Origin of the sequence: Streptomyces sp. NBC_01788, assembly GCF_035917575.1 — a bacterium.
Taxonomy (GTDB): domain Bacteria; phylum Actinomycetota; class Actinomycetes; order Streptomycetales; family Streptomycetaceae; genus Streptomyces.
On record NZ_CP109090.1, the window covers coordinates 3,331,785 to 3,351,633 of the forward strand.

Annotated in this window: 10 protein-coding genes; 3 read left to right on the forward strand and 7 right to left on the reverse strand. The window is 69.7% G+C overall.

The features are described 5' to 3' along the window. Positions 1–78 precede the first annotated feature (78 nt). A complete protein-coding gene (locus tag OIE49_RS15155; protein ID WP_326802772.1) occupies positions 79–726 on the reverse strand; it encodes a SurA N-terminal domain-containing protein in 648 nt (215 codons plus the stop codon). A gap of 221 nt (positions 727–947) precedes the next feature. Then, positions 948–1,778, reverse strand: a complete 831-nt coding sequence (locus tag OIE49_RS15160) for a glycoside hydrolase domain-containing protein (protein WP_326802773.1) — start codon at positions 1,776–1,778, stop codon at positions 948–950. A gap of 227 nt (positions 1,779–2,005) precedes the next feature. Here OIE49_RS15160 and OIE49_RS15165 point away from each other — a divergent pair, with 227 nt between their 5' ends. Together OIE49_RS15165 and OIE49_RS15170 are read left to right on the forward strand one after the other, a co-directional pair. Beyond that, the gene (locus OIE49_RS15165) at positions 2,006–2,755 is read left to right on the forward strand and encodes a hypothetical protein (RefSeq protein WP_326802774.1); all 750 of its coding nucleotides are present in this window, start codon (positions 2,006–2,008) and stop codon (positions 2,753–2,755) included. A gap of 82 nt (positions 2,756–2,837) precedes the next feature. Beyond that, positions 2,838–3,212, forward strand: a complete 375-nt coding sequence (locus OIE49_RS15170; RefSeq protein WP_326806238.1) for a hypothetical protein — start codon at positions 2,838–2,840, stop codon at positions 3,210–3,212. 18 nt (positions 3,213–3,230) lie between these two features. On the opposite strand, the gene OIE49_RS15175 is transcribed toward OIE49_RS15170, so the two are convergent. Together OIE49_RS15175 and OIE49_RS15180 are read right to left on the reverse strand one after the other, a co-directional pair. After that, entirely contained in the window at positions 3,231–4,967 is a 1,737-nt protein-coding gene (locus OIE49_RS15175) for a M16 family metallopeptidase (RefSeq protein ID WP_326802775.1), read from the reverse strand. 56 nt (positions 4,968–5,023) lie between these two features. Further along, entirely contained in the window at positions 5,024–5,983 is a 960-nt protein-coding gene (locus OIE49_RS15180) for a hypothetical protein (RefSeq protein WP_326802776.1), read from the reverse strand. A 204-nt stretch (positions 5,984–6,187) separates the two neighbouring features. Here OIE49_RS15180 and OIE49_RS15185 point away from each other — a divergent pair, with 204 nt between their 5' ends. Beyond that, positions 6,188–6,406 carry a hypothetical protein gene (locus OIE49_RS15185; RefSeq protein WP_326802777.1) on the forward strand — a complete coding sequence of 73 codons (219 nt, stop codon included), beginning with the start codon at positions 6,188–6,190 and terminating at the stop codon, positions 6,404–6,406. A 195-nt stretch (positions 6,407–6,601) separates the two neighbouring features. Here the strand turns inward: OIE49_RS15185 and OIE49_RS15190 are convergent, their stop codons facing one another. The 3 genes from OIE49_RS15190 to OIE49_RS15200 form a co-directional block, all read right to left on the reverse strand. Beyond that, positions 6,602–7,267, reverse strand: a complete 666-nt coding sequence (locus OIE49_RS15190; protein ID WP_326802778.1) for a HEAT repeat domain-containing protein — start codon at positions 7,265–7,267, stop codon at positions 6,602–6,604. A gap of 889 nt (positions 7,268–8,156) precedes the next feature. After that, positions 8,157–19,088: a LamG-like jellyroll fold domain-containing protein gene (locus tag OIE49_RS15195; protein ID WP_326802779.1), complete on the reverse strand. Its 10,932-nt coding sequence runs from the start codon at positions 19,086–19,088 to the stop codon at positions 8,157–8,159. A gap of 306 nt (positions 19,089–19,394) precedes the next feature. Continuing rightward, positions 19,395–19,820, reverse strand: a complete 426-nt coding sequence (locus OIE49_RS15200; RefSeq protein ID WP_326802780.1) for an ATP-binding protein — start codon at positions 19,818–19,820, stop codon at positions 19,395–19,397. Positions 19,821–19,849: the final 29 nt, after the last annotated feature.

Consider the following 19,849-nt stretch of genomic DNA (forward strand, 5'->3'; position numbering starts at 1 on the left):
CCCGGTTGTCCACAGGCCCCGTTGTCCACAGGGCCGGCCGCCCGGCATCCGGCCGCCCGGCGACCGTCCGGCGTCCGGTCAGGTGGACTGCTGGTTCTGGGACGCCGAGACGTCCCGCAGCCACGGCGTTTTCGCCTTCACGAGGGTGCTCTTCTCCACGTCCCAGGTGCCGTAGCGCGGGTTCAGGTCGACGTGGAGGTCGGCGGAGGCCTCGGACAGCGCCTTCCAGAAGGCCGGCTGGCCGGCGTCGGTGTGCAGATGGGTCGCGAGCTTCTGAGCCTTCACCTGGAGGCGGAGGTTGTCGTCGAGGCGCTGCGGCGGCACCCCGTACCGCTGGAGCCAGGTGCCCTCGAGCGCCTTGGCGCCGCCCGCCTGCTGTTCGAGACCGGTGCGCAGCTGCTGGACCTCGCTGCGGCTGACGGTGAGGCCGGCGTTCCGGGCGGCGCGGTCGAGGACCCGGTCGAGCACCATCTGGTGCAGCGTGTCCCGGGTGAGCGTGCCGGTCGAGGCGACGGCCTGCTGGTACTGCGCCTCGTCCGACACCGCGGCCCGCTGCGCCTCGCGCACCTCGCTCACCCGGCTCTGCAACTGCCCGAAGGTGATCCGCTGGCCGCCGACCACGGCCGCCGCGCCCGGATGCGCGTCGCTTCCACAGGCGGTGAGCAGGGGTGCCGCCGCGAGGAGCGCGGCGGACAGGACGAGCGCGGTGCGACGGCGGCGGTGCAAGGAAACCTCCCGTGGTGGAGATTGCTTCGACAGGTGCGGCGCGCAGCGCCTCCACCAGGGGTGGTGGTCGGGCGACGGGCGGGCGCACAAAGTCTTGCGGTGATCGATAGTAGGCAGCGGCCGGGCTCCGGCCAACCCATTCGACCAACGATTCACCACGACTTCGGGCACCGTCGCACAGGGGGAGGGACCCACATGGCGTCCGGCGAGGGGGAAAACCGTCAGCCGGTGATGGCGACCGGAGCGTCCCACCAGTCGCGGTCGACGGTGATGGTGACGCCGCCGCGCGTCTCCTTGCTGTTGACCATGTACTGGTGGGCGCGGCTGTGGTCGGTGAACTGGGTGGCGCCCCAGGGCCAGTCGGTGGTGGTGGTCTCCTTGCCGTCCCACAGGGCGTACCAGAGGTTGCCCGGCAGGTCGGTCTTGTTGGTCGCGGTGGCGATGGCCTTGGCGCTGGAGCTGGTGAAGCCGTAGTAGCCGGCGCGGTAGGTCTTGTCGCGCAGCACCTTGTCGAAGGCGCGGACGTAGGTGAGCACGGCGTCGTTGCACGCCTTGTCCGTGATGTCGTACGGCTCCATGTCGAGGTAGACCGGGCTGCCCGCCTTCATGCCGAGCGCCGAGGCCTTGGCCACCGCGTCGTTGGCGTCGGCGGTGCCGAGGGAGGCGGCGGTGGCGGCGGTGAGCCGCTCGGGGTTGGCGCTCTTCTGGCACGGCGGCTGGGCCCCGACGTACAGCGGGATGAGCTTCCAGCCCTGGGCGCTGACGGACTTCACCCAGGAGGCGGTGAGGTTGGGCTGGGCGCAGCCGCGGTTCTTGCCGCCGATGTAGACGGCGGCGGCGCCGTAGTACTTGTCGGTGCGCCAGGCGTTCATGGCGCTCAGCGAGGGCGCCGTGCAGGTGTCGAAGGCCCGGCCGGTGAAGGTCTTCTGGGCGGGCCAGGCGGTGGCCGCCATGGACGTCTGGGCCGCGATCCCGGCGCCGGCCACGACGACGGCCCCGGCCGCCGCCCATGTGATGTACCTGCGCTTCTTCGATTGCCGGTGCTCGGCCATCCCCACCCCTGTTGTCGTGTACGCGCATGTTGCGCGTGTGCGGAGGCACGCTAGCCGACCAAACCCCGCGGCTCGAAAAGCGATCGCCTCGCAGGGCACAAGAATCACACAAGACGCCGTAAAAACACGCGTGTTGTCCACGGCCGCAACCGGTCCGGTCTCCTCGGGCGTCATAGCGTCCGCTCGCCACGCCTCTGTGGCGGCCCCAGCTCAAGAAAGCACCTCGCATGCACTTCGCGTTCCGCGCCGCCCGTGTCCTCGCCGTGGCCACGCTCCCCCTGGTCCTGACCCTGACGGCCTGCGGCTCTTCCGGCTCCGGCTCTTCCGGCTCCGGTTCGTCCGGCTCCGGTTCGTCCGGCTCCGGCGGTCACGCGCCTTCGGCTGCCACCAGCGACCCCAACGCCGGTCTGCTCACGGGCACCCAGTTGAAGAAGGCCCTCGCCCCGGCGTCGTTCTTCGCCTCCGGTTTCGCCGTCGACCCGAGCGGGGCCAGGGACTCCGGCGACACCTACACGACCCCGTCGACCGCCCCGGCGGCCAAGCCGGACTGCACAAGGCTCGGCGGCACCGCGTGGATAGACATCGCCGGGATCACCGGCGTGTCCTTCGCGCAGAACGACTACGTCAGCAAGAACACCTCCGAGGACATCGCCCAGGAGATCGACGCCTACCGCGGTACGACGGCGGCGCGCGTCATGGAGGCCCTGGAGAAGGCGGTCACGGCCTGCACCGGCTTCACCGACTCGCAGACCCACTCGAGGGTCAAGGTCACCGGACGGGCCACGTCCGGACTGGGCGACGCGGCCTACACGATCACCCTGACGGACTCCGCCTGGGAGAACGGCACGACCCTCGTCGCGGCCCAGGTCGGCACGAACGTCGTCAGCGTCATGTCGACGGACGGCCACGACAACGGGGCGGCGACCGCGAAGAAGCTGACGGAGCGGATCGTCACGGCCTTGAAGCAGACTTCCTGACGGCATCGGTCCACGTCGTTCGGTGGCCTAACCTTGCCTGCGACGACTCCGTCCTCGTGCGGCGGAGCTCTTGGGGGTGGAGATGGACAAGCGGCTGGAGGCCGGCTGGTTCCAGCGGATCGCCTGGTCCGTCCTGGTCTGGGGTTCGCTGGGCCTGCTGGCGTGGGTGCCGTTCCTGTACGTGGCGATCCGCCGCGGACTCGGCTCGGACTGGGGGGCCTTCGCCGCCTTCGTCGTGTACGAGTGCGTGACGCTGCCGTGGTCCTCCGTCACCTCCCGCGGCGAAGGTGACCCGGTCCTGGGCATCGTCGTCATCCTGTGCCTGCTGACGGCGACGGCGATGCTGCTGTTCGCCGTCTTCGACCGGCAGTCGGCGCGGGGAGCGCAGCCGCCGTACACGGCAGCGCCGGCCCCCGCTCAGGGACAGGCGTACGGGTACCCGTACGGCGGGCGATAGCGGCAGGCCCCGGCGCCGTCACACCCGCCGGGTGCGGCGCAGGATCCGGACGGCCGGCCAGGTCAGCAGGGCGGTGAGCCCCCACATGAAGCCCCCGATGGAGAGCCACTCGGCGGTGCTGGTCTCCGGATCGTCGGCGCCGAAGACCGTGAACGACAGGGCCAGGAAGGCGAACAGGACGCCGAGCAGCCCGAAGACGACCACGGCCGCGGTCTGGCCGCCGGTCCGCCGGGTGGGCGTGGCCGACCCCGGCGCACCGGCGTGGACCGGGCCGCCCCCGCCGGGGGCCGGTTCCGGCGCGGGCGTGCGCTCCCGGGGCGGCAGCCACACCACCGCGGTGGGTGGAACGGCGGCGGCCACACCCGCCATCGTGTGCGCGTCGACGCCGTACAGACCGGGTTCCACGTCGACGACCAGGCCGTCGGCACCGATGAGCCGGCGCCCGCCGTCCGGCCAGCTCAGCATGGCCGCGCAGGCGCGGTAGGACACGGTCACCGCATGCTCCGTGCCGTCCGGTCCGCCCGCTGTCAGGCTGACCCCCACCTCCCCCACGACCAGTGCCGAACCGTCACCCCTCAGCGAGGGGAACCGCCGGCCGGTCACCGCGTGCGGCGAACTCGTCGGCGCCGCCGTGTACCCGGCCCAGTCGGCGCTGTGCCCGTGAGGCACCTGCATCAGAGCCGTTCCCGCCGCCTCCACGGCCACCGCGTGCAGATCCGCGGGGGTCACCGACCGCAGTTCGGGACGCAGTTCGTCGAGGGTGAGCGAGGACCGTCCGGCGAGCAGGTCCTCCGCCATGCCGGGCAGTCGCCGTACGGCCGCGTCGGGCGCGGTCAGTGCGCCGTCGGCCCGGGTGCGGACCGCGTCCAGGTCGGCCTGGCCGATCCGGCCCGCCTGAAGCCCGGCGAGGACGTCGACGAAGCCGCCGAGCACCGCGTCCTGCTTGGCGGGCAGGGCGTCCGCGAAGGCCGTCACCAGGGCGAAGCCGTCACGGCGCGCGGTGTGGTCGGCTGCCGCCGTGTACGAGTAGCCGCCCTCCTGGCGCAGGGCCCGGGACAGCTCCCGTTCGAGAACGCCCGTGTACAGCCGGGCGGCTGTGCTGTCGGCGACGACCGCGTCCAGCAGCACGCCGCCCGTGCCGTCGGAGAAGTAGGCGGGGGTGGTGGGAAGAGCGGAGGTGACGACGGGCAGGGACCGGCGCTGACCGGCGGGCAGCTTGAGCGTGAGCCCGGCCGGCAGACGCTCACCGGCGACCCACAGCACCGCGTTGCCCTGCGTGAACCAGGTGTGCGCCCAGGACTCCACGTCCTGCGGACCCAGGTTCCGCACGCCCCACTCCGGGTAGCTGACCAGCCCGTATCCCTGGGCTCCGTATCGCCACAGCGGCAGTTGGGGGGTCTCGCGCCGGGACTCCTCGGTGCGCAGGATCTCCTTCTCGGTCTCCAGACGCTCCATGGGCAGCGCGATGAGGGAGGCGCAGACGCCCTGGAGATAGGCGACCACCTCGTGTTCGGCGCCCTCCGCGTGGAAGTGGGTGAAGGCGGCCTTGGTGGTTCCGTTGAAGTGGTAGTCGGCCACGCCCAGGCGGTGCAGCGCGAGATGCTCCACCAGGTGGGTGATACCGGTCCTGGCCAACGTCTCGTCGGCGACGCCGACGCGGAAGACGAGTCCGGCGCGCATCGGCCCGGCGGCCTGCGCGAAGAGGGTGGGTATGCCGTCGGTCTCGGTGCGGTGGACGGCGGCCTGCGGGTTCATCTTCGGCCTCTGTTAGGCGTGTTCGTCACGTTCGTGGGGTTCGGTGTCGTGGGCCGTCAGCCCGCGGCGAGAGCTGCGTCGCGGTGCTTGACGTAGGCCTCGGCCGGTTCGCCCAGGTAGCTCCACGGGTACTCCGAGGCCAGGTTGCCCAGCGCGCGGAAGTGCGCGGCGGCCCGTGCGCGGTCCCCGATCAGGGAGAAGAGGGCGGCGAAGCATCCCTGGACGGTGACCCATCCGTAGGCCGGCCGGAAGTGCGGGTGGGCCACCGAGCGCTCGGCGGCCTCGACGAGTTCGGCGTGGACGTGGGGCTGCCGCAGGTACTGGGTACGCTCCCGGCCGGCCTCCAGCTCGAGCCAGTGCTCCATGTGCGCCTCCGCGACCAGGCCGCCGTTCAGGGCCCCGCCCGGAGCGCCCCGCAGGCATTCCTGGGCGAAGCCGTGGGCGGCCTGCCAGCTACCGCCCCACTTGGGGCACAACTGGTCGAGCAGGCGGGCCTGACCGGTGAAGTGGTGCGGGTGATGGGCGGCCAGCCGGTCGTACCGGCGCCGTGCCTCGTTCTGCCCGAGCTGCAGTCCGCGGGCCGTGTTGAGCCGCTCGGCCCAGGCCGCGTCGTAGGACGGATCGAGGGCGGTGGCCCGGATGAGCCGCTTCTCGGCCTCCCGAAGCCGCGCGTGGAAGCCGGCGAACTGCTCGCGGCTGACGTGCTCGGCGCGCGCGTCGGTGCGTATCTCCCAGGCCGCCTGGACCTCACGGGCGCCGAGCACGGTCAGGGCGAACACGTCGTCCGGAGCGGCGGCGACCAGTTCGTGCAGCGACCGCTCGGTACCTGGCACTTCGGCCAGCACACGCACCGCGAAGGCGCGGTCGGTGCCCTGCGGCAGGGAGTCGACGTACCCGCGCGCCGAGGCCCAGTCCCCCGCGGCGGCGGCCTGTCGCAGCCAGGCGGCCTCGGGGAAGGCGGAGGCAACCTCGAAATCGGGTGGAGGCAGGGCGGAGGCGGGAGAGGCGAGCGACATGCGGCGGATCCTAAGCGACGCCAGTGACATGGCTGCCACCGGTAAGTCCGCGGGTCGGGCCGTCTGAAGACGCGGCATGAAAACAACCGTCGCTTGACTGTGCCCGTACCAACCGGACATCTGTTGTTCGCCTGATCTCCCTGGCGTCCGTCCCCTTGAGCGACGGGCTCCTCTCGCGGGACCGCCCTGCCCAATGGAGTTCCCATGGCCCTGAACGCCCGTCGCAACCGCCAACTGCTCAAAGCTGCGGTTCCCTTGCTCCTCGCGGAGGAGTGCGTGGAGCTGACGAGCCTGGCCGGGGTGGGCTCGGTCTCCGTCCGCAGGCAGGCGGTCACCGCCGCCGTGGGCCTGAAGGTCACGTTCCCGGTCCAGAACAGGGGAGACGGGCCGCGGTTCGCGGCGGCGCTGCCGGTGACCCGCTGACAGGCGACCAGGCGTCAACCATCCGCAAGCCAGATGCGCCTGGCGGTAGAACTTGAGCAGAGAGTCGTCCTCGAGCATCCCCGCCGGAACGCTATGACCACGCAGAAACACGTGTTCCGCGTCCTGACGCCGAACGGCCAGCAGTACGACTTGTCCGCCAGGTCCTCGAGGTCCTGGCCGAGAGCGATACGCACGTCACACTGGCGTGACCGGCAAACTCCTGACCCTGCGCGCAGCATCGAGAACGTCGCCGTCCTCATCCGCCGCGAGCCGTTCGAGCGCGGCGCGGACCGGCGAGCCCGGTCGGTGTGCCAAGGACCACGCCGCCGAGAATCGCACGCTGCGGTCGGTGTCATCGGCACAGGCCACCAGGAGGTCGGTGACACTCTCGTCGCGCAACGAGCCCAGGGCCGCCACGGCGCTGCTCCTGACCTCGGGCGCGGGATCGCAGGCGCCGGCGATCAGGATGGCCCGGGCTCGTGAAGGATCTCCCACGCCGAAGACGGAGCCGAGGGTGCTCATCACGTCGGCGCGTACTCGTGGGTCCGGGTCGGACGCCGCGTCGGCGACCAACCCGAAGTACTTCGCCCCACCGAAGTCGATGACGGCCAGGCCCCAGAGGCCGACCCGACGTGTCCTGGGGTCATGCGAGCCGAGGCAGCCCAGGACCAGCCTGATCGATTCCTCAGGATGATTCCAGGGAAACGCATACGAGACGTCGACGTCCGTGTCTCTTAGGAGGCCGTCACACTTGTTGTCGCAGGGCGCACGTTCAGTGAACAGCGCGTCGATCTTCTCGATACCGCCAGCCTGGTTGATCAGGTCCTCTTCTGCGTGGATCCCGTTTCGCCCCCTCCCCATCGACCGCCCGGTGGGGATCGTTCCGTCCTTCAGTCGAGCCGGTTCTCGGTGTCCTGGTAGTCGACCTTGGTACCGAGGTCGTCGCAGTTGTGAACGAGAACCGGTGTGTCCCCGGCCTCCACATAGTACGTGTGGAAGCCGGGCCGTTCCTGCCTACGCTTTCGCAGATGAGGGAGGAATCAACGGTCCGTCGGCGTCCGCAGAACGGCCTTCTTCACAGATGGGATTGTTGAGAAGGCCCTGACCTTTGCGGTGCCGATGGGAGTGTGGAAGGTCGTACTAGATGTAACATCAGGCGGCCTCAGGCCGCATATACATCGCCCCCGAGCGCAGCGTCAGACTGCCCTCCCGCGCTCGTTCAGCGGCCATCTCACCCACTCTAAAGCGGCGTTCCGGGGTAACAGCGGCAGCATCCAGACCCGCCCCCCTCGTACGCACCATTCGATTGGTGGTGAAACGGTTTAGCACCCTCCAAAGAGATCCAACAAAGGAGGCCATTTCCGGATCCCTTTCTTTGTCGAACCCCGCCGCCCAACGCCCGGATTCCAGAATGCCGGGCGTCTTCTCCAAACTCCTCACCCACTGAACGACAGGCCCGACCCCGGGTCCGGTAATCGCGCCATCCGAACCGACACTCACAGGCAATCTGGGATGCAAGGTGGGGTTCCAAATGGTTGCGATGGTTCCGCATTCACCAACCGAGTTGCGCACTGGCGGGGTTTCCCCATCAACCCATGGAACATGGGCCAGGAGCCTCATCTCCGGATGCTTGGCCCGAATAGCCCGTAGGACTTGATCCTCGTCTTCGGGCAACAAAAGCAGCTGGATCTGTCGTCCAGTAGAAGCCATGCTCTCCCCTTCGACACGAGTGCGCCACCTGCCACCGCAACTACGGTCTCGGCTTCGGAATCATAAGTACCGGTCCCTTGCCCCACATGTGAATGTCAATGGCATTTGCCAGTTCTCGCGAGTCCGGGGTGACTCCGTCACTGAGGGTATCAACAGTGTTCACATGGAGGGGTGAACCGTCTTCCAGTTCGAACGTCAGGTCAGGCCTCCGGACCTCTCCGTTTGGCCCAAATATTGTTTTCTCTGGCTTCACTGCGCCGGTGCTTCGGTCCGTTCCTCCAGCAACATGCTTCCAGCGAGGATTGGCGTCCATCAACTCGTCCCGCACTTCGTCCAAGTGTTGTACCGTTGACGGCTTACCTCGCATTCCGAACGGATTACGGGGAATCCGCGGCTTGGCACCATTCGCACACTGACACTTTGTGGAGTGCCCTGCGACGGCTCCGTTGCAATTGTGGACGAGGACCGATGTGTCGCCTGCCTCCACATAGTACGTGTGGAGGGTGCCGATGGTGAGGTCGTAGGTGGTGGTGTTCGCGTGGTAGAGGCGGACACCGGTGACCTGGGCCGTGCCGGTCGGGGTCTGGAGGACGTCGCCGGGCTTGAGGTCCTTGGCCTCGACGAAGGCCGACTGCGTCTGGTCGTAGAAGGGGTGGTGGAAGGTGGTCGTCAGGCGGGCGTCCTGCGCGTCGGCCTTCGTGGCCGGTGTCGACGACACCTGGCTGACCGCCGCCACCGGCTGCCGCGCGTCACCGTGACCGTGACCGTGGCCGGCCGACAGGGCGCCGAGCACTGCCGCCGAGGCCGCCAGGCCGAAGGCTGCCTTGCGGGCCGCCTTCCTGGCCACGGACTTGGCCGCGGCCTTCACGCCGGACTTCAGCGACTGCTTGCCTGCGGTCTTACCCGCGGTCCTGCCCTCGTCCTTGATGGTCAGGTCCACGAAGTCGTGGTCCGTGCGCGTGACGATCACGTCGGTGACCTTGTGCGCCTCCGTGCCGGCAACACCAGGGACCGAGTTGGCGATCGTGTCGCCGACCTTGACCTGGTCGATGGCCTTGGTCGTGCCGTCGGCCATCAGCACCCGGGTCGACCCCGTGAAGCTGTGCGGCCCACCGATCCGGCAACTCGGCCCGTCCTTGCCGGAGTGCGACTGGCTCCTGCTCCCCGCGCCCTCCGACTCCGCCCGTGAGGCAGCCGCCTCCGTGGCGTCCTTGGCAGCCGTCTCCTCGGCTTCCGTCGCGCCCTTGCCGAACAGGCCGCCGACGACCTTCATCGCCTTCGGCGCCACCTTCGCCAGGATCTTGCCGCCCAGACTGCCCAGGGCACCGCCCAGCGCACCCGCGACCGCTCCCGTCACCGCCGAGCCCGCGAACGCGCCCGCGCTGCAGTCGCCACCGCCGTGCTCCGCGCACTTGAAGCCCTGCTCCACCAGAGAGCCCGCCGCGCCCGCGGCAGCCGCGCAGCCGATCGAACCGACACCGGCCGTGATCGCCTCACAGCCCGCGAACACCGCCGTGGACACCACGAACGAGGTGATCGCCGCCGCGTGGTGCTTGACGTACTTCGCCGCCGACTTCGCCGCCTTGACCGTCGCGTGATACGCCGTCCTCGCCGCGTGCGCGACCTTGTGCGCCGCCTTCTTCACCTCGTGCACCACACGGTGCACCGCGTGCGAGACCTTGTGATAAGCCGTATGCACCGCGTGGACCACCCGGTGATACGCGCGTCTGACCTGTCTCGCGGCGTAGTGGTAGACGCGCCGCACCACCCGCACCGTCGCGCGGTACACGTCCTGCACCTTGTGCACGACCTTGGCGGCCGCGTGCTTGACCGCGTGCACCACCTTGCTCGCCACGTGCTTGGCCGCGTGGTACACCTTCTGCGCCACGTGCTTGACCGCGGTCTTGGCCTTGTGCACGGTCTTCTTCGCCCCGCACACCACGTCGTACCAGGAGCAGTTGCCTGACTCGTCCGTGCCGGCGAGGGGGTTGTCGTCGACGTAGGCGAACGGGTTCGCCGCCACCGAGTTCGGCACCGGGTTCAGCGAGATGCTGTCCTTGTTCAGGAACACGCCCGTGTCCGGGTCGTACCACCGCGAGGCGGTGCCCACGTTGCCCGTGCCCGGCTCCGTCCATCCCGACTGGAATCCCAGATGCCCGGCGACCGTGTTCGTCGGCGAGACCACCTTGCCCAGCGGGTCGTACGACACCGAACCCGCCAGCGAGGTCGCCCCCGCCGTGAACGTGCCCACCACGTCGCTGTGCTGGTCGGTCAGGGCCAGCACCCGACGGCCCCCGCCGGCCTCCTTGACGCCGACGACGCCGCCCGAGGGGTCGTAGGTGTAGGCGCTGTCCCCGTCCGAGGCGATCGTGTTGTCCGCGCCGGAGTAGGCGAAGGTACGGGGGGAGCCCGCGATCGTCGTGTCCCGGTCGAGGATGTTCCGGCCCAGCGCGTCCAGCGTGTACGACTGCTGGCCGGCCACGATCTGGCCGCCGAAGGCGTCCGTCCGGTACGCCACCGTGCCGCCCGCCGCCGACGACTCCTGCGTCATCGTGCCGCGCGCCGAGTAGTCGTAGAAGTGGACGCCGTCCGAAGTCAGTTGGTCGCGCTCGTCGTACGTGTACACGTCCGAGCCGTTGCGAACGCGGTTGCCCGAGGCGTCGTAGGCGTATGCCGTCGTCTTCGAGCCGTCGTTCCACGACGTGATGCGATTGGCCCAGTCGTAGCCGTAGGTGTTGGCCGACGCGCCCGAGACGCCCGTCGTCGTCTTCGACGTCAGGTTGCCGTTCTTGTCGTAGCCGTAGCTGAAGCGCGCCAGTGTGGAGGCGCCCTGCGCCAGGACGTCGCTGGTCAGTTCGTGCGCGCTGTTGTAGCCGAAGGTGCGGGTCTGGCCGGCCGAGCCGTACTTGACCGACTTCAGCTCGTTCAGCATCCCGTACGAGTACGTCAGCTGGGTGCCCGTGGCCGCGTCGTTCAGGGACGACAGACGGCCGGCCGTGTCGTAGCCGTACGTCATGCTGCCCGCCGCGTCCGCGCGGGACGTCATCCGGCTGTCGGCGTCGTAGGCGAAGCCGGAGGAGCCCGCCGAACCCGATGCCGTGAGGACGTCACTGCGGTCGTCGTAGGTGAACTCGTCGTGCGTGGCGTCCTGGTGGTCCACCGCTCCGGTGATGCCCGCGGCGTCGGTGTTCGCCGACAGCACGCGGCCGGCCGCGTCGTAGCTGAAGCTCCGCCCGGCCGTGGCCGCGTCGGCGCCCGCGCCGGACATCGCCTTCAACTGGCCGTTGACGTCGTACGTCATCGCCGTCGTGACCCCGCCGGGCAGCTTCACGTGCGTCAGCTGACCGTCCGCGTCGTAGGCGAAGGTGGTCGTCGAGTCGTCCACCGAGGTGTACTTCGCGGTGGTCGGCTCGATCACCTTCTCCTGCTGGCCCCACGATGTGTACGTGTAGCGCCAGGAGTTGCCGCGGCCGTCGGTGAAGCGGGTGCGGTTGCCGGCCGCGTCGTAGCCGAAGGTCGTGGTGATCGACGTGGAGGCGTCGACCGGCTGGATCTCCTGTGTGACGGTGCCGGCCGCGTCGTAGGTGAAGCGGCTGGTGTGACCGTTCGCGTCCGTGGCGGCGGTCAGGTTGCCGACGCCGTCGTAGGCCTGCGAGGTCTCCCACAGCCTGGTGCCGATCGCGTCGTAGGACCGGGTGGCCGTCGGCGCGCCTTCGGCGTTGTAGTCGGTCGTCGTGTAACTGCCGTCCGCCTGGGTCGTCCTCGCGAGGTCGCCCTCGAAGTCGTAGGCGTAGCCACTGGTGTTGCCCGCGCCGTCGGTGACCGAGGTGATGTCACCGGCCCGGTTGTAGCCGTAGGTCGTCTTCACACCGCCGGGCGAGGTCGTCGAGGCGACGTGCGCCCCATAGGGGTTTCCCGCCGTGACCGCGTAGGAGTTGGTCGTGGTCAGCGTCCGCGTCGACGGGTAACGCTCCAGCGTCGTCCGTGTCAGCTGCCGGCCCAGGAAGTCGTACGTGGCCTGGGTCTGCGCGCCGGTCGGGTCCGTCGCCGAGAGCCGCTCGCCGTTCGGGTCGTAGGTGGAGTGCGTGGTCGTGCCGTCCGGCGCGGTGGCCCGGGCGAGGTTGCCCAGCTGGTCGTACAGGTACTTCGTGGTCCTGCCACCGGGACTGGTGACCGAGGTCTGGTTGCCCTCGCTGTCGTACGTGTACACGGTGGTGCCCTCGGTGGGCGACGAGGCGCCCTCCGGGGTGTACGGCGGCAGGGTCTCGGACACCTTGTTGCCGTCGGCGTCGTACGCCGTGGTGGTGACCAGGCCCCGCGGGTCCCGCTCCTCGACGCCCTCGCCGAACGTGTTGAAACCGCTGGTGGTGGCCGGGCGCACGGTGGAGGCGGTGGTGCCGTCCGGTTCCGCCTGGACGGCGGGCGCGGTGGTGACCGCGAGGTTGCCCGCCTCGTCGTAGGCGTAGTCGGTGGTGTGCTGCTCGGCGTCCGTGACGGCCGTCGGCAGACCCCGCTTGTCGTACGTCCACTTCGTGGTCCGCGCGTCCGACGAGCCCACCGTGCCGCCGCCGCGGCCCTTGCCGTACAGCGAGGTCACCTCGGTGCCGGACAGCGCCCGCTGGTAGACCTGCACGTTGGAGACCGCGCCGGGCAGCAGGTCGGTGGGGTTGCCCGCGTACTTGGCCTGGCCGATGGTGAGCGGACCGGTGGCGCTCCACGGGGCGGTGTTGCTGCTGGAACCCGACGGGGTGCCGTTGACGTAGACCCTGATGGCCCCGGTGGCGGCGTCGTACACGCCGGTCAGGTGCGTCCAGTCGCCGACGCGGGGCACCGCGGTGGAGTAGGCCGCCGGGAAGGTGGCGCCCGAGGCGTCCTTGCTCGTCTGCTCCATGCTCCACAGCGGCGCGCTGGTGTGCGCGTAGTTGTACTGGAGCATGAACGCGCTGTTGGTGGTGCCCGCCTGGGCGACGACGGTCGCGTTGTGGGTGGGCAGCGAGGACATCTTCACCCACGCCGAGACCGTGTACGACGCGGTGGTGTCGAGCACCGGTCCGTTCGTGGCGATCTGCTGGCCGGAGGTGCCGGCGAGGTTCGCGGCGCCGTCGCTCCAGGTGACGCCGGAGGCGGTGGCGGTGTTGCCGGTGCCGGAGGCGTCGGTGACCTGGGTGCCGGAGGTCTGGTCGAGCTTCCACCAGCCCGCGGGGTGACCGGAGGCGTCCCCGTACAGCGTCTCGCTGAGCAGGTTGCCCATGTCGTCGTAGGTGTGGGTGGTGGTGCGGCTGTAGCCGGTCGCGTCGTGGTTGCTCTCACTGGCGACCTGGTCGTCCGGCGTGTACGACACGGTGGTCACGCGGTCCACGCCGGTCGGGTCCAGCTCGGTGGAGGTGGTCCGGGAGGCGGCGTCGACGGTGTACTTGGTGACGGTCTCGCCGTTGTCGGTGGTCGACTGCAGCATGTTGCCGGCGGCGTCGTAGGTGTCCGACGCGAGCACGTAGGAGCTCTTGCCGTCGGCGCCGGTCCGCCTGACCGTCGCGGTCAGGCCGTCGTCGGTGTACGTGTACGACGTGGTGTTGCCCATCGCGTCGGTGATCGACGCGAGGCGTCCGGCCGGGTCGTAGGCCCGGGAGGACTCGGTGAGCAGCACCGGCGACTTGGGGTCGGTCGGGTCGCCGGTGTACATCACGCCCTGCGTGAGCAGGTTGCCGTTGTCGTCGTAGGTGTACCGGGTCTCGTTGCCGGCGCTGGTGACCTCCTTGGTCTTGTTGCCGGAGGTGTCGTACGTGTACGTGGTGGTGTTGCCGTTGGCCGCGCCCTCGGCGGCGTTGGCGTCGGACTCGGTCAGCACGTGGTCGTAGACGTCGTAGGTCCACGTCTGCGTGCGCGCCTTGTCACCGCCGCTCGCGTCGGAGACGGTCTGGGAGGTGGTGTCGCCGTCCTCGTCGTAGACCGTGCTGGTGACGGCGGCGTGGGTGGCGCCGGTGACGCGGTCGGTGAGCTGCGGGTCGTGTTCCTCGGTCACCTGACCGGCGGCGTCGTACTTGTAGGTCGTCACCAGACCGCCGGGGTAGGTGTCCGACACGACCTTCTGACTGGTGACCTGGCCCAGACCGTCGTAGGTGTACTGGGTGACCAGGCCGATGGCGTCGGTGGTGGAGGCCACATCACCGGTCTTGAAGTAGGACACCTTGTTGACGGCGCCGCCCGGGCTGACCGTCTTGACCGGCAGGCCCTTGGGCACCACGCCGCCGTCGGCGGCCGGGTAGGCGCTGGTGCCGTCGCTGTACTCGGTGGTGACGGAGCGGCCGGCCGGGAAACCGGGAACCGCCGGACTGGTGATCCTGGTCTGGTTGCCGGCCGAGTCGTAGGTGAACGAGGTCAGATAGGTGTCGTCGGTCGCCGACGAGGACCGGCCGTCGCGCTCGGTCAGCAGCTGGTCGTTGCGCGGGTCGGCGGTGGTCAGCCGGTCCGTGGTGTCGTCGGGGTAGTACGTGTAGTACTCGGTGTTGCACTTGTTCGCGGCCTGGTCCTGGCAGGACGTGGAGGACACGATGTTGCCGCGGACGTCGTGGCCGGTGACGTTCATCGCCCCGTTGGGGTCGGTGACCGTGTGCTCGAAGCCCGCCGTGTCGTAGCCGAAGCTGGTCCTGTTGCCCAGGCCGTCGATCTCGGTCAGCGCACGGTTGCCGTTGGTGACGTCGTAGATGTACGTCAGCGTGGCGTTCTTCGGTGAGGTGACCTTCACCGTCTCCACCGGCAGCAGCCCGGTGGAGTTCTTCGCCGCCTGGAACTGCCCGGCGACGTCGGCGTCGGTCAGTTCCGAGCGGTAGAGAGCGACCTCGGCGATGGAGCCCTTGAAGTAGGTGGCGTAGCCGGTGTTGTCGGCGGTGTTGTGGTGCGCCTCGTCCGGCCAGTTGCCGCCGAGGTAACCGGCGCCGACGTACGTGTACGGCTGGTTGGCCATGTTGGCCGCGCCGCTCTGGGTGCCCACGAGGGTGCCGTCGAGATACATCGACTGGCTGCTCGCCGAGGTGGAGAGCACCACGTGGTGCCACTTGCCGTCGGTGACGGCGGAGGCGGAGGCGAGCGGCTTGGTCGAGCCGCCGGAGAAGAAGAACTCCCCGTACAGTTTGCCGCTGCTGCCGACGTAGAGGATCGGCGTGTAGGCGGTCGGGGTGGTGCCGCCGCTCAGCGGGTCCCGGGAGGCGGCGAGCAGTACGCCGTTCGCCGTCGAGGTCTTGAACCACATGCCGGCCGACTCGGCGCCCGATCCGGGCACGGATCCGCTCGGCAGCGTCACCGCGGAGGCGGTCCCGTCGAAGGTGGCGGCCTTGCGGTCGCTGAACGGGCCGGAGGTGCCGAGAGTGACCGTGGTGTAGGTGCCGTCGCCGCCGCGTACCTCGTCCAGGGCCTTGGTGGCGCCGGCGGCCTCGGCGAGGCGGAAGTACTCCGCGGGCGCCTGGCCCAGCACCGCGCCCCGGTAGGTGTCGCTGGACCCGGTGACGGCGGGGGCGCCGAGCTTCCAGACGCCGCCGTTCTCGTCGGTCAGCTGGTTCAGGGCGGTGGTGTCCGGGTCGTACGACATCTTCGCGAAGGACTTGCCGGACGGCCGGGTGATGCCGCTCAGCAGGTTGGTGGCGTGGGTGCCGTAGGTGTAGAGCGCGCTCACGTCGGCGGCGACCAGCGGGCGGCTGTACCAGGCGACGTCGGCGATGGAGCCGTTGAAGTAGGTGGCGTAGCCGTCCGGAGCGGAGGTCGACTGGTGCGGCTCGTCGGGCCAGGGACCACCGAGGAAGCCGGCGCCGAGGTAGTTGAACGACTGGTTCTTGCCGAACGCGGTCGCGCTCTTGATGGAGACGGTGCCGTTGCGCGAACCGACCTTGGTGTTGTCCAGGTAGAGCGTCTGGGAGTTGCCGGCGGCGGAGAGCACCGCATGGTGCCACTTGCCGTCGGCGACCGACGCGGAGGACACGATCGGGTTGACGCCGCCGCTGTACCAGAACTCGGCGTTCAGTTTGCCGTCGGAGCCGACGTAGATGGACGGGGTGTAGAAGCCGGCGGCCTGTCCGGAGCCGATCGGCTGGGAGGCGTAGGAGTAGAGGACCCCCGGTCCCTTCGAGGTCTTGAACCACAGGGAGATCGCGCCGGAGTCGGTGTCGTTGCCGAGGTTCTTGGGCAGCGCGATGTCGGAGGAGGTGCCGTTGAAGGTGGCGGCGGTCGCGGTGGAGCCGTTGAGCGGGCCGGCGGTCTGGCCGAGGGTGACGTTCTCGTAGGTGGCGTTGGTGGTCGCCTGGTTGGCGAGGACGGCGTCCTTGGCGGTGGTGCCGGAGGTCTCCGACAGCGGCCAGAAGGTGTGCGGGTCGAGGTCGAGCGCGGCGTTGCGGTAGCCGGAGCCGCCGGTGTAGCCGTACGTGGTGCACTTGGTGGCGGACAGCGGCGAGCACACCTGGGTGAGCCGGTCGCCGGTGTAGCCGTACGTCCACTTCTGGGCGGTGGCGGTGTCGCCCGGGGTGACCGGGTCGGTGACGACGGTCGACACGTGCGCGGCCTGGGCGCCCGAGGGGGTGCTCCAGGTCAGCGACAGGGAACGGCCGGAGACCGCGGAGGTCATCTTGGTGACGTGGCCGCCGGACCAGGTGAGGTTGACCGAACGGCCGTTGGCGTCGGTGACCGAGGTCAGGCCGTAGCCGCCGGACCCCAGGGACTGGGTGAACGCGTAGACGGTGTCGTCCTTGTCGGTCAGCGTGTAGCCGCCGGTGACCGTCTTGAAGGTGGCGAACCGTCCGTTGCCCGGGGTGAAGGTGCCGTCGCTGTTCTTGCCGTAGCCGACCTGGGATCCGTCCGGGTAGGTGACGACGACACTGGCGACCGCGCCGGAGGCGGTGTACTGCTCGGTGGCCCGGGAGTCGAAGATGCTGGACCAGCCCGCGCCGAGCGCGCCGGTCCAGCGCGGGTCGCGGGAGTTGTAGTCGCGCTCGACGTCCAGGGACGGGCCGACGGTGGATATGGAGGCGTCGGTGTCGGAGGTGGTGTAGTTGCCGATGGCCGCGTCGAAGCCGTGGTCGCTGCTGTTCTGCGACAGCCCGGAGGTGATGACGGGCTGCGGGACCTGCACGGACAGCGCGTACGGGTCGGCCGGGGAGTACAGCTTGGTGGTGGCGTCGTACGCCTGGACGGTCCAGGTGTAGGTCTTGCCCCAGGCGAGTTTGCCGGCGGGCACGGACCAGTTGCCGGTGGCGATCAGCCCGGAGTCGGCGACCTTGGCACCGGTGGCGTCGAAGACCCGGAACAGGTACTGGTTGGCGCTGCCACTGGTGGAGTTGGCGCCGCCCGCCCACGCGGTCAGCTCGGGCTGGGTGGTGCCCACCACGGCGTTGTCCTGCGGGAACTGCTCGTACAACTGCGGGGCGGTGTTGCCGGTGTAGGTGACCTCCAGCCAGGGGCCCTTGCCCGGTGCGTTGAAGGAGTCGAACTGCTTCCAGTGCAGGGCGTCGGTGGTCGACGCGTACACCGCCAGGCCGAGGTCGGCGGTGGTGCCGTTGAACCACCCCTGGATCGCCGAGGTGGACAGCGGGACGGTCACCCAGTCGCCGACGGTGCGGTCGGCGCCCGTGTTGGCGCACGCGTTGGGCACGCTCGGAGTGGCGTTGCCGATGGAGGCGCCCTTCGAGGGGCCCGGGTAGGACGTGACGGACTCGGGCGTCCAGGAACCGGTCACCAGCGCCACGTCGAACCGTTCGGCGGTACAGGTGGAGGCCCAGGTGTCGAACAGGTGCAGGGTCGCGGCGGTGACGGTGGCCTTGCTGCCGTCCCAGGCCGTGTCCCAGTGGTTGACGAAGCTGTTGGCCGAGTGGGTGCCGGAGTCGTAGGAGCCGACTTTGATGGTCTGCTCGTAGGAGTGGTCACCGGCGGCGCCGGACTCGGCGTAGGTGGTCGTCCAGCCGTCCTGGACGGTCGGGTCGACGGTGACCGGGAAGACACGGCGGGAGTCGTGCAGCCATCCGCTGTCCAGCGTCACCTTCAGCGCGTAGCCGTCCCCGGAACGGACCAGCTCGGTGGTGACGTCGTGGGTGGTGGCGGGCTCACCGGAGCGGCGGTCCACCTTCGCGTCGTACGCGTACGCGGGCGGGACGCGCTCGACGGTCGTGCCGGAGGAGTCACGCAGGTCGGTCCAGCCGTTCTCGCCCCGCTGGACTGGGGTGAGGCCCTTCAGGGTGAGCGGGAAGGTCCAGGAGTTCGCGGCGTCCGTGGAGTGCAGGACGACCGATTCCTTCACACCGGTGGCGGTGGGAGCCAGCGTCAGGTCGGTGGCGTCCAGGACATTGCTGTAGGTGACGGTCGAGCCGTCCGCGACGCCCTGGACGGGGGCGGCGCCTTCCAGGGTGTAGGCGATGCGGTGCCCCGGGTCGACCGCGAGGGACGCGAGGGCGTCGTCGGTGGCCCTGGGGCCGAAGTCGACGGCGAGGGAGTTGGCCTTCTCGTGCCAGCGGCCGTCCGGCCCCGCCCGCACGTCGACGTCGATGGGCGCCCATCTCCCCTTGCCGACCTGATAGTTGACCGGCGTCGGGGATATCCGGCGGGTGGTGGAGCCGTCGGCGTTGTCGTAGACGGTCTCGGTTCGCGAGGACTTGGTGAGGCTGCGCTTGCTGGTCTTGTCGTTGAAGTGTCCGCCCTGGCTGCGGCCCTGCTTGGTCGCCGGCGCGTGCGGGTGGTAGGCGGCCAGCTCACCGCGGCCCTTGCCGGGGGCGTGGCCCGCGCCGCGGTGCGCGGCGGTGGCGGTGGCGGGGACGTGATGCCGGTGACCCGCGGCCGTGCCGGACTCCTGGTGCGGCAGCCTGCCCCAGTGCGGGTCGGTGAACCAGGCCGCCAGCGACGCCAGGCTCATGCTCGGCAGCTCGACGTGGCTCAGTTCAAGGCCCTCGGCAAGAGCCTGATCGGTCGTCAGCATCAGCGCGAGCGCGGTGAGTACGACCACGGCGACGCCACGTCGTGCACGGCGGGCTCGCCGGGCGGGGCGTGTGCGTCTGAACGGCCACAGAGGCACGGCAACGACTCCATCGATCAAGAAGCGACAAGGAACGCGCCGAACTTGCCCACCGCACACAATGCGCAGACATTCCAGGGGAGACCTTGTGCCGACCTTGACCGTGACTTGTCAACGCTGACCGTTTTGCCGACGCACGCCCCTTTGCGTCTTGTGCACTCCTTTACCGGTCCATCACGCCGCGCACGACGGGCCTTCACCTTGCGGCGGAGGCGCGGATGCATCCGGCCTGCCCCGTCAGGCGGCGGCCAGCTCACACCAGACGACCTTCCCGCGGTTGCCTTCCCTGGCCAGCGGCTGCCACCCCCACAGGTCCGCGCAGGCCTTGACCAACGCCAGCCCGCGCCCCTGCTCCAGGTCCACGACCTGCCCCAACGACACCGGGGGCTCCGGCGGCGCGGGGTCCGCGTCCCACGCCCCGATCCGCAACACCCCCGCCGCCCACCGCACCCGCAGCGCGGCGGGCCCCTTGGTGTGCCGTACGGCGTTCGACACCAGCTCGGCGGCGAGCAGTTCGGCCACGTCGACCAGGCGGATGAGTCCGTGCATGGTGAGGATGAGGCGGAGGGTGCGGCGACTGACGGTGACGGCGCGGAGATCGTTGGGGATGTAGAGGCAGTACTCCCAGGGGTCGGCGACCATGGCGGTACCGGTTTCAGGCATGAGTCAACTCCGGTTGGTGAGTGAGGGTT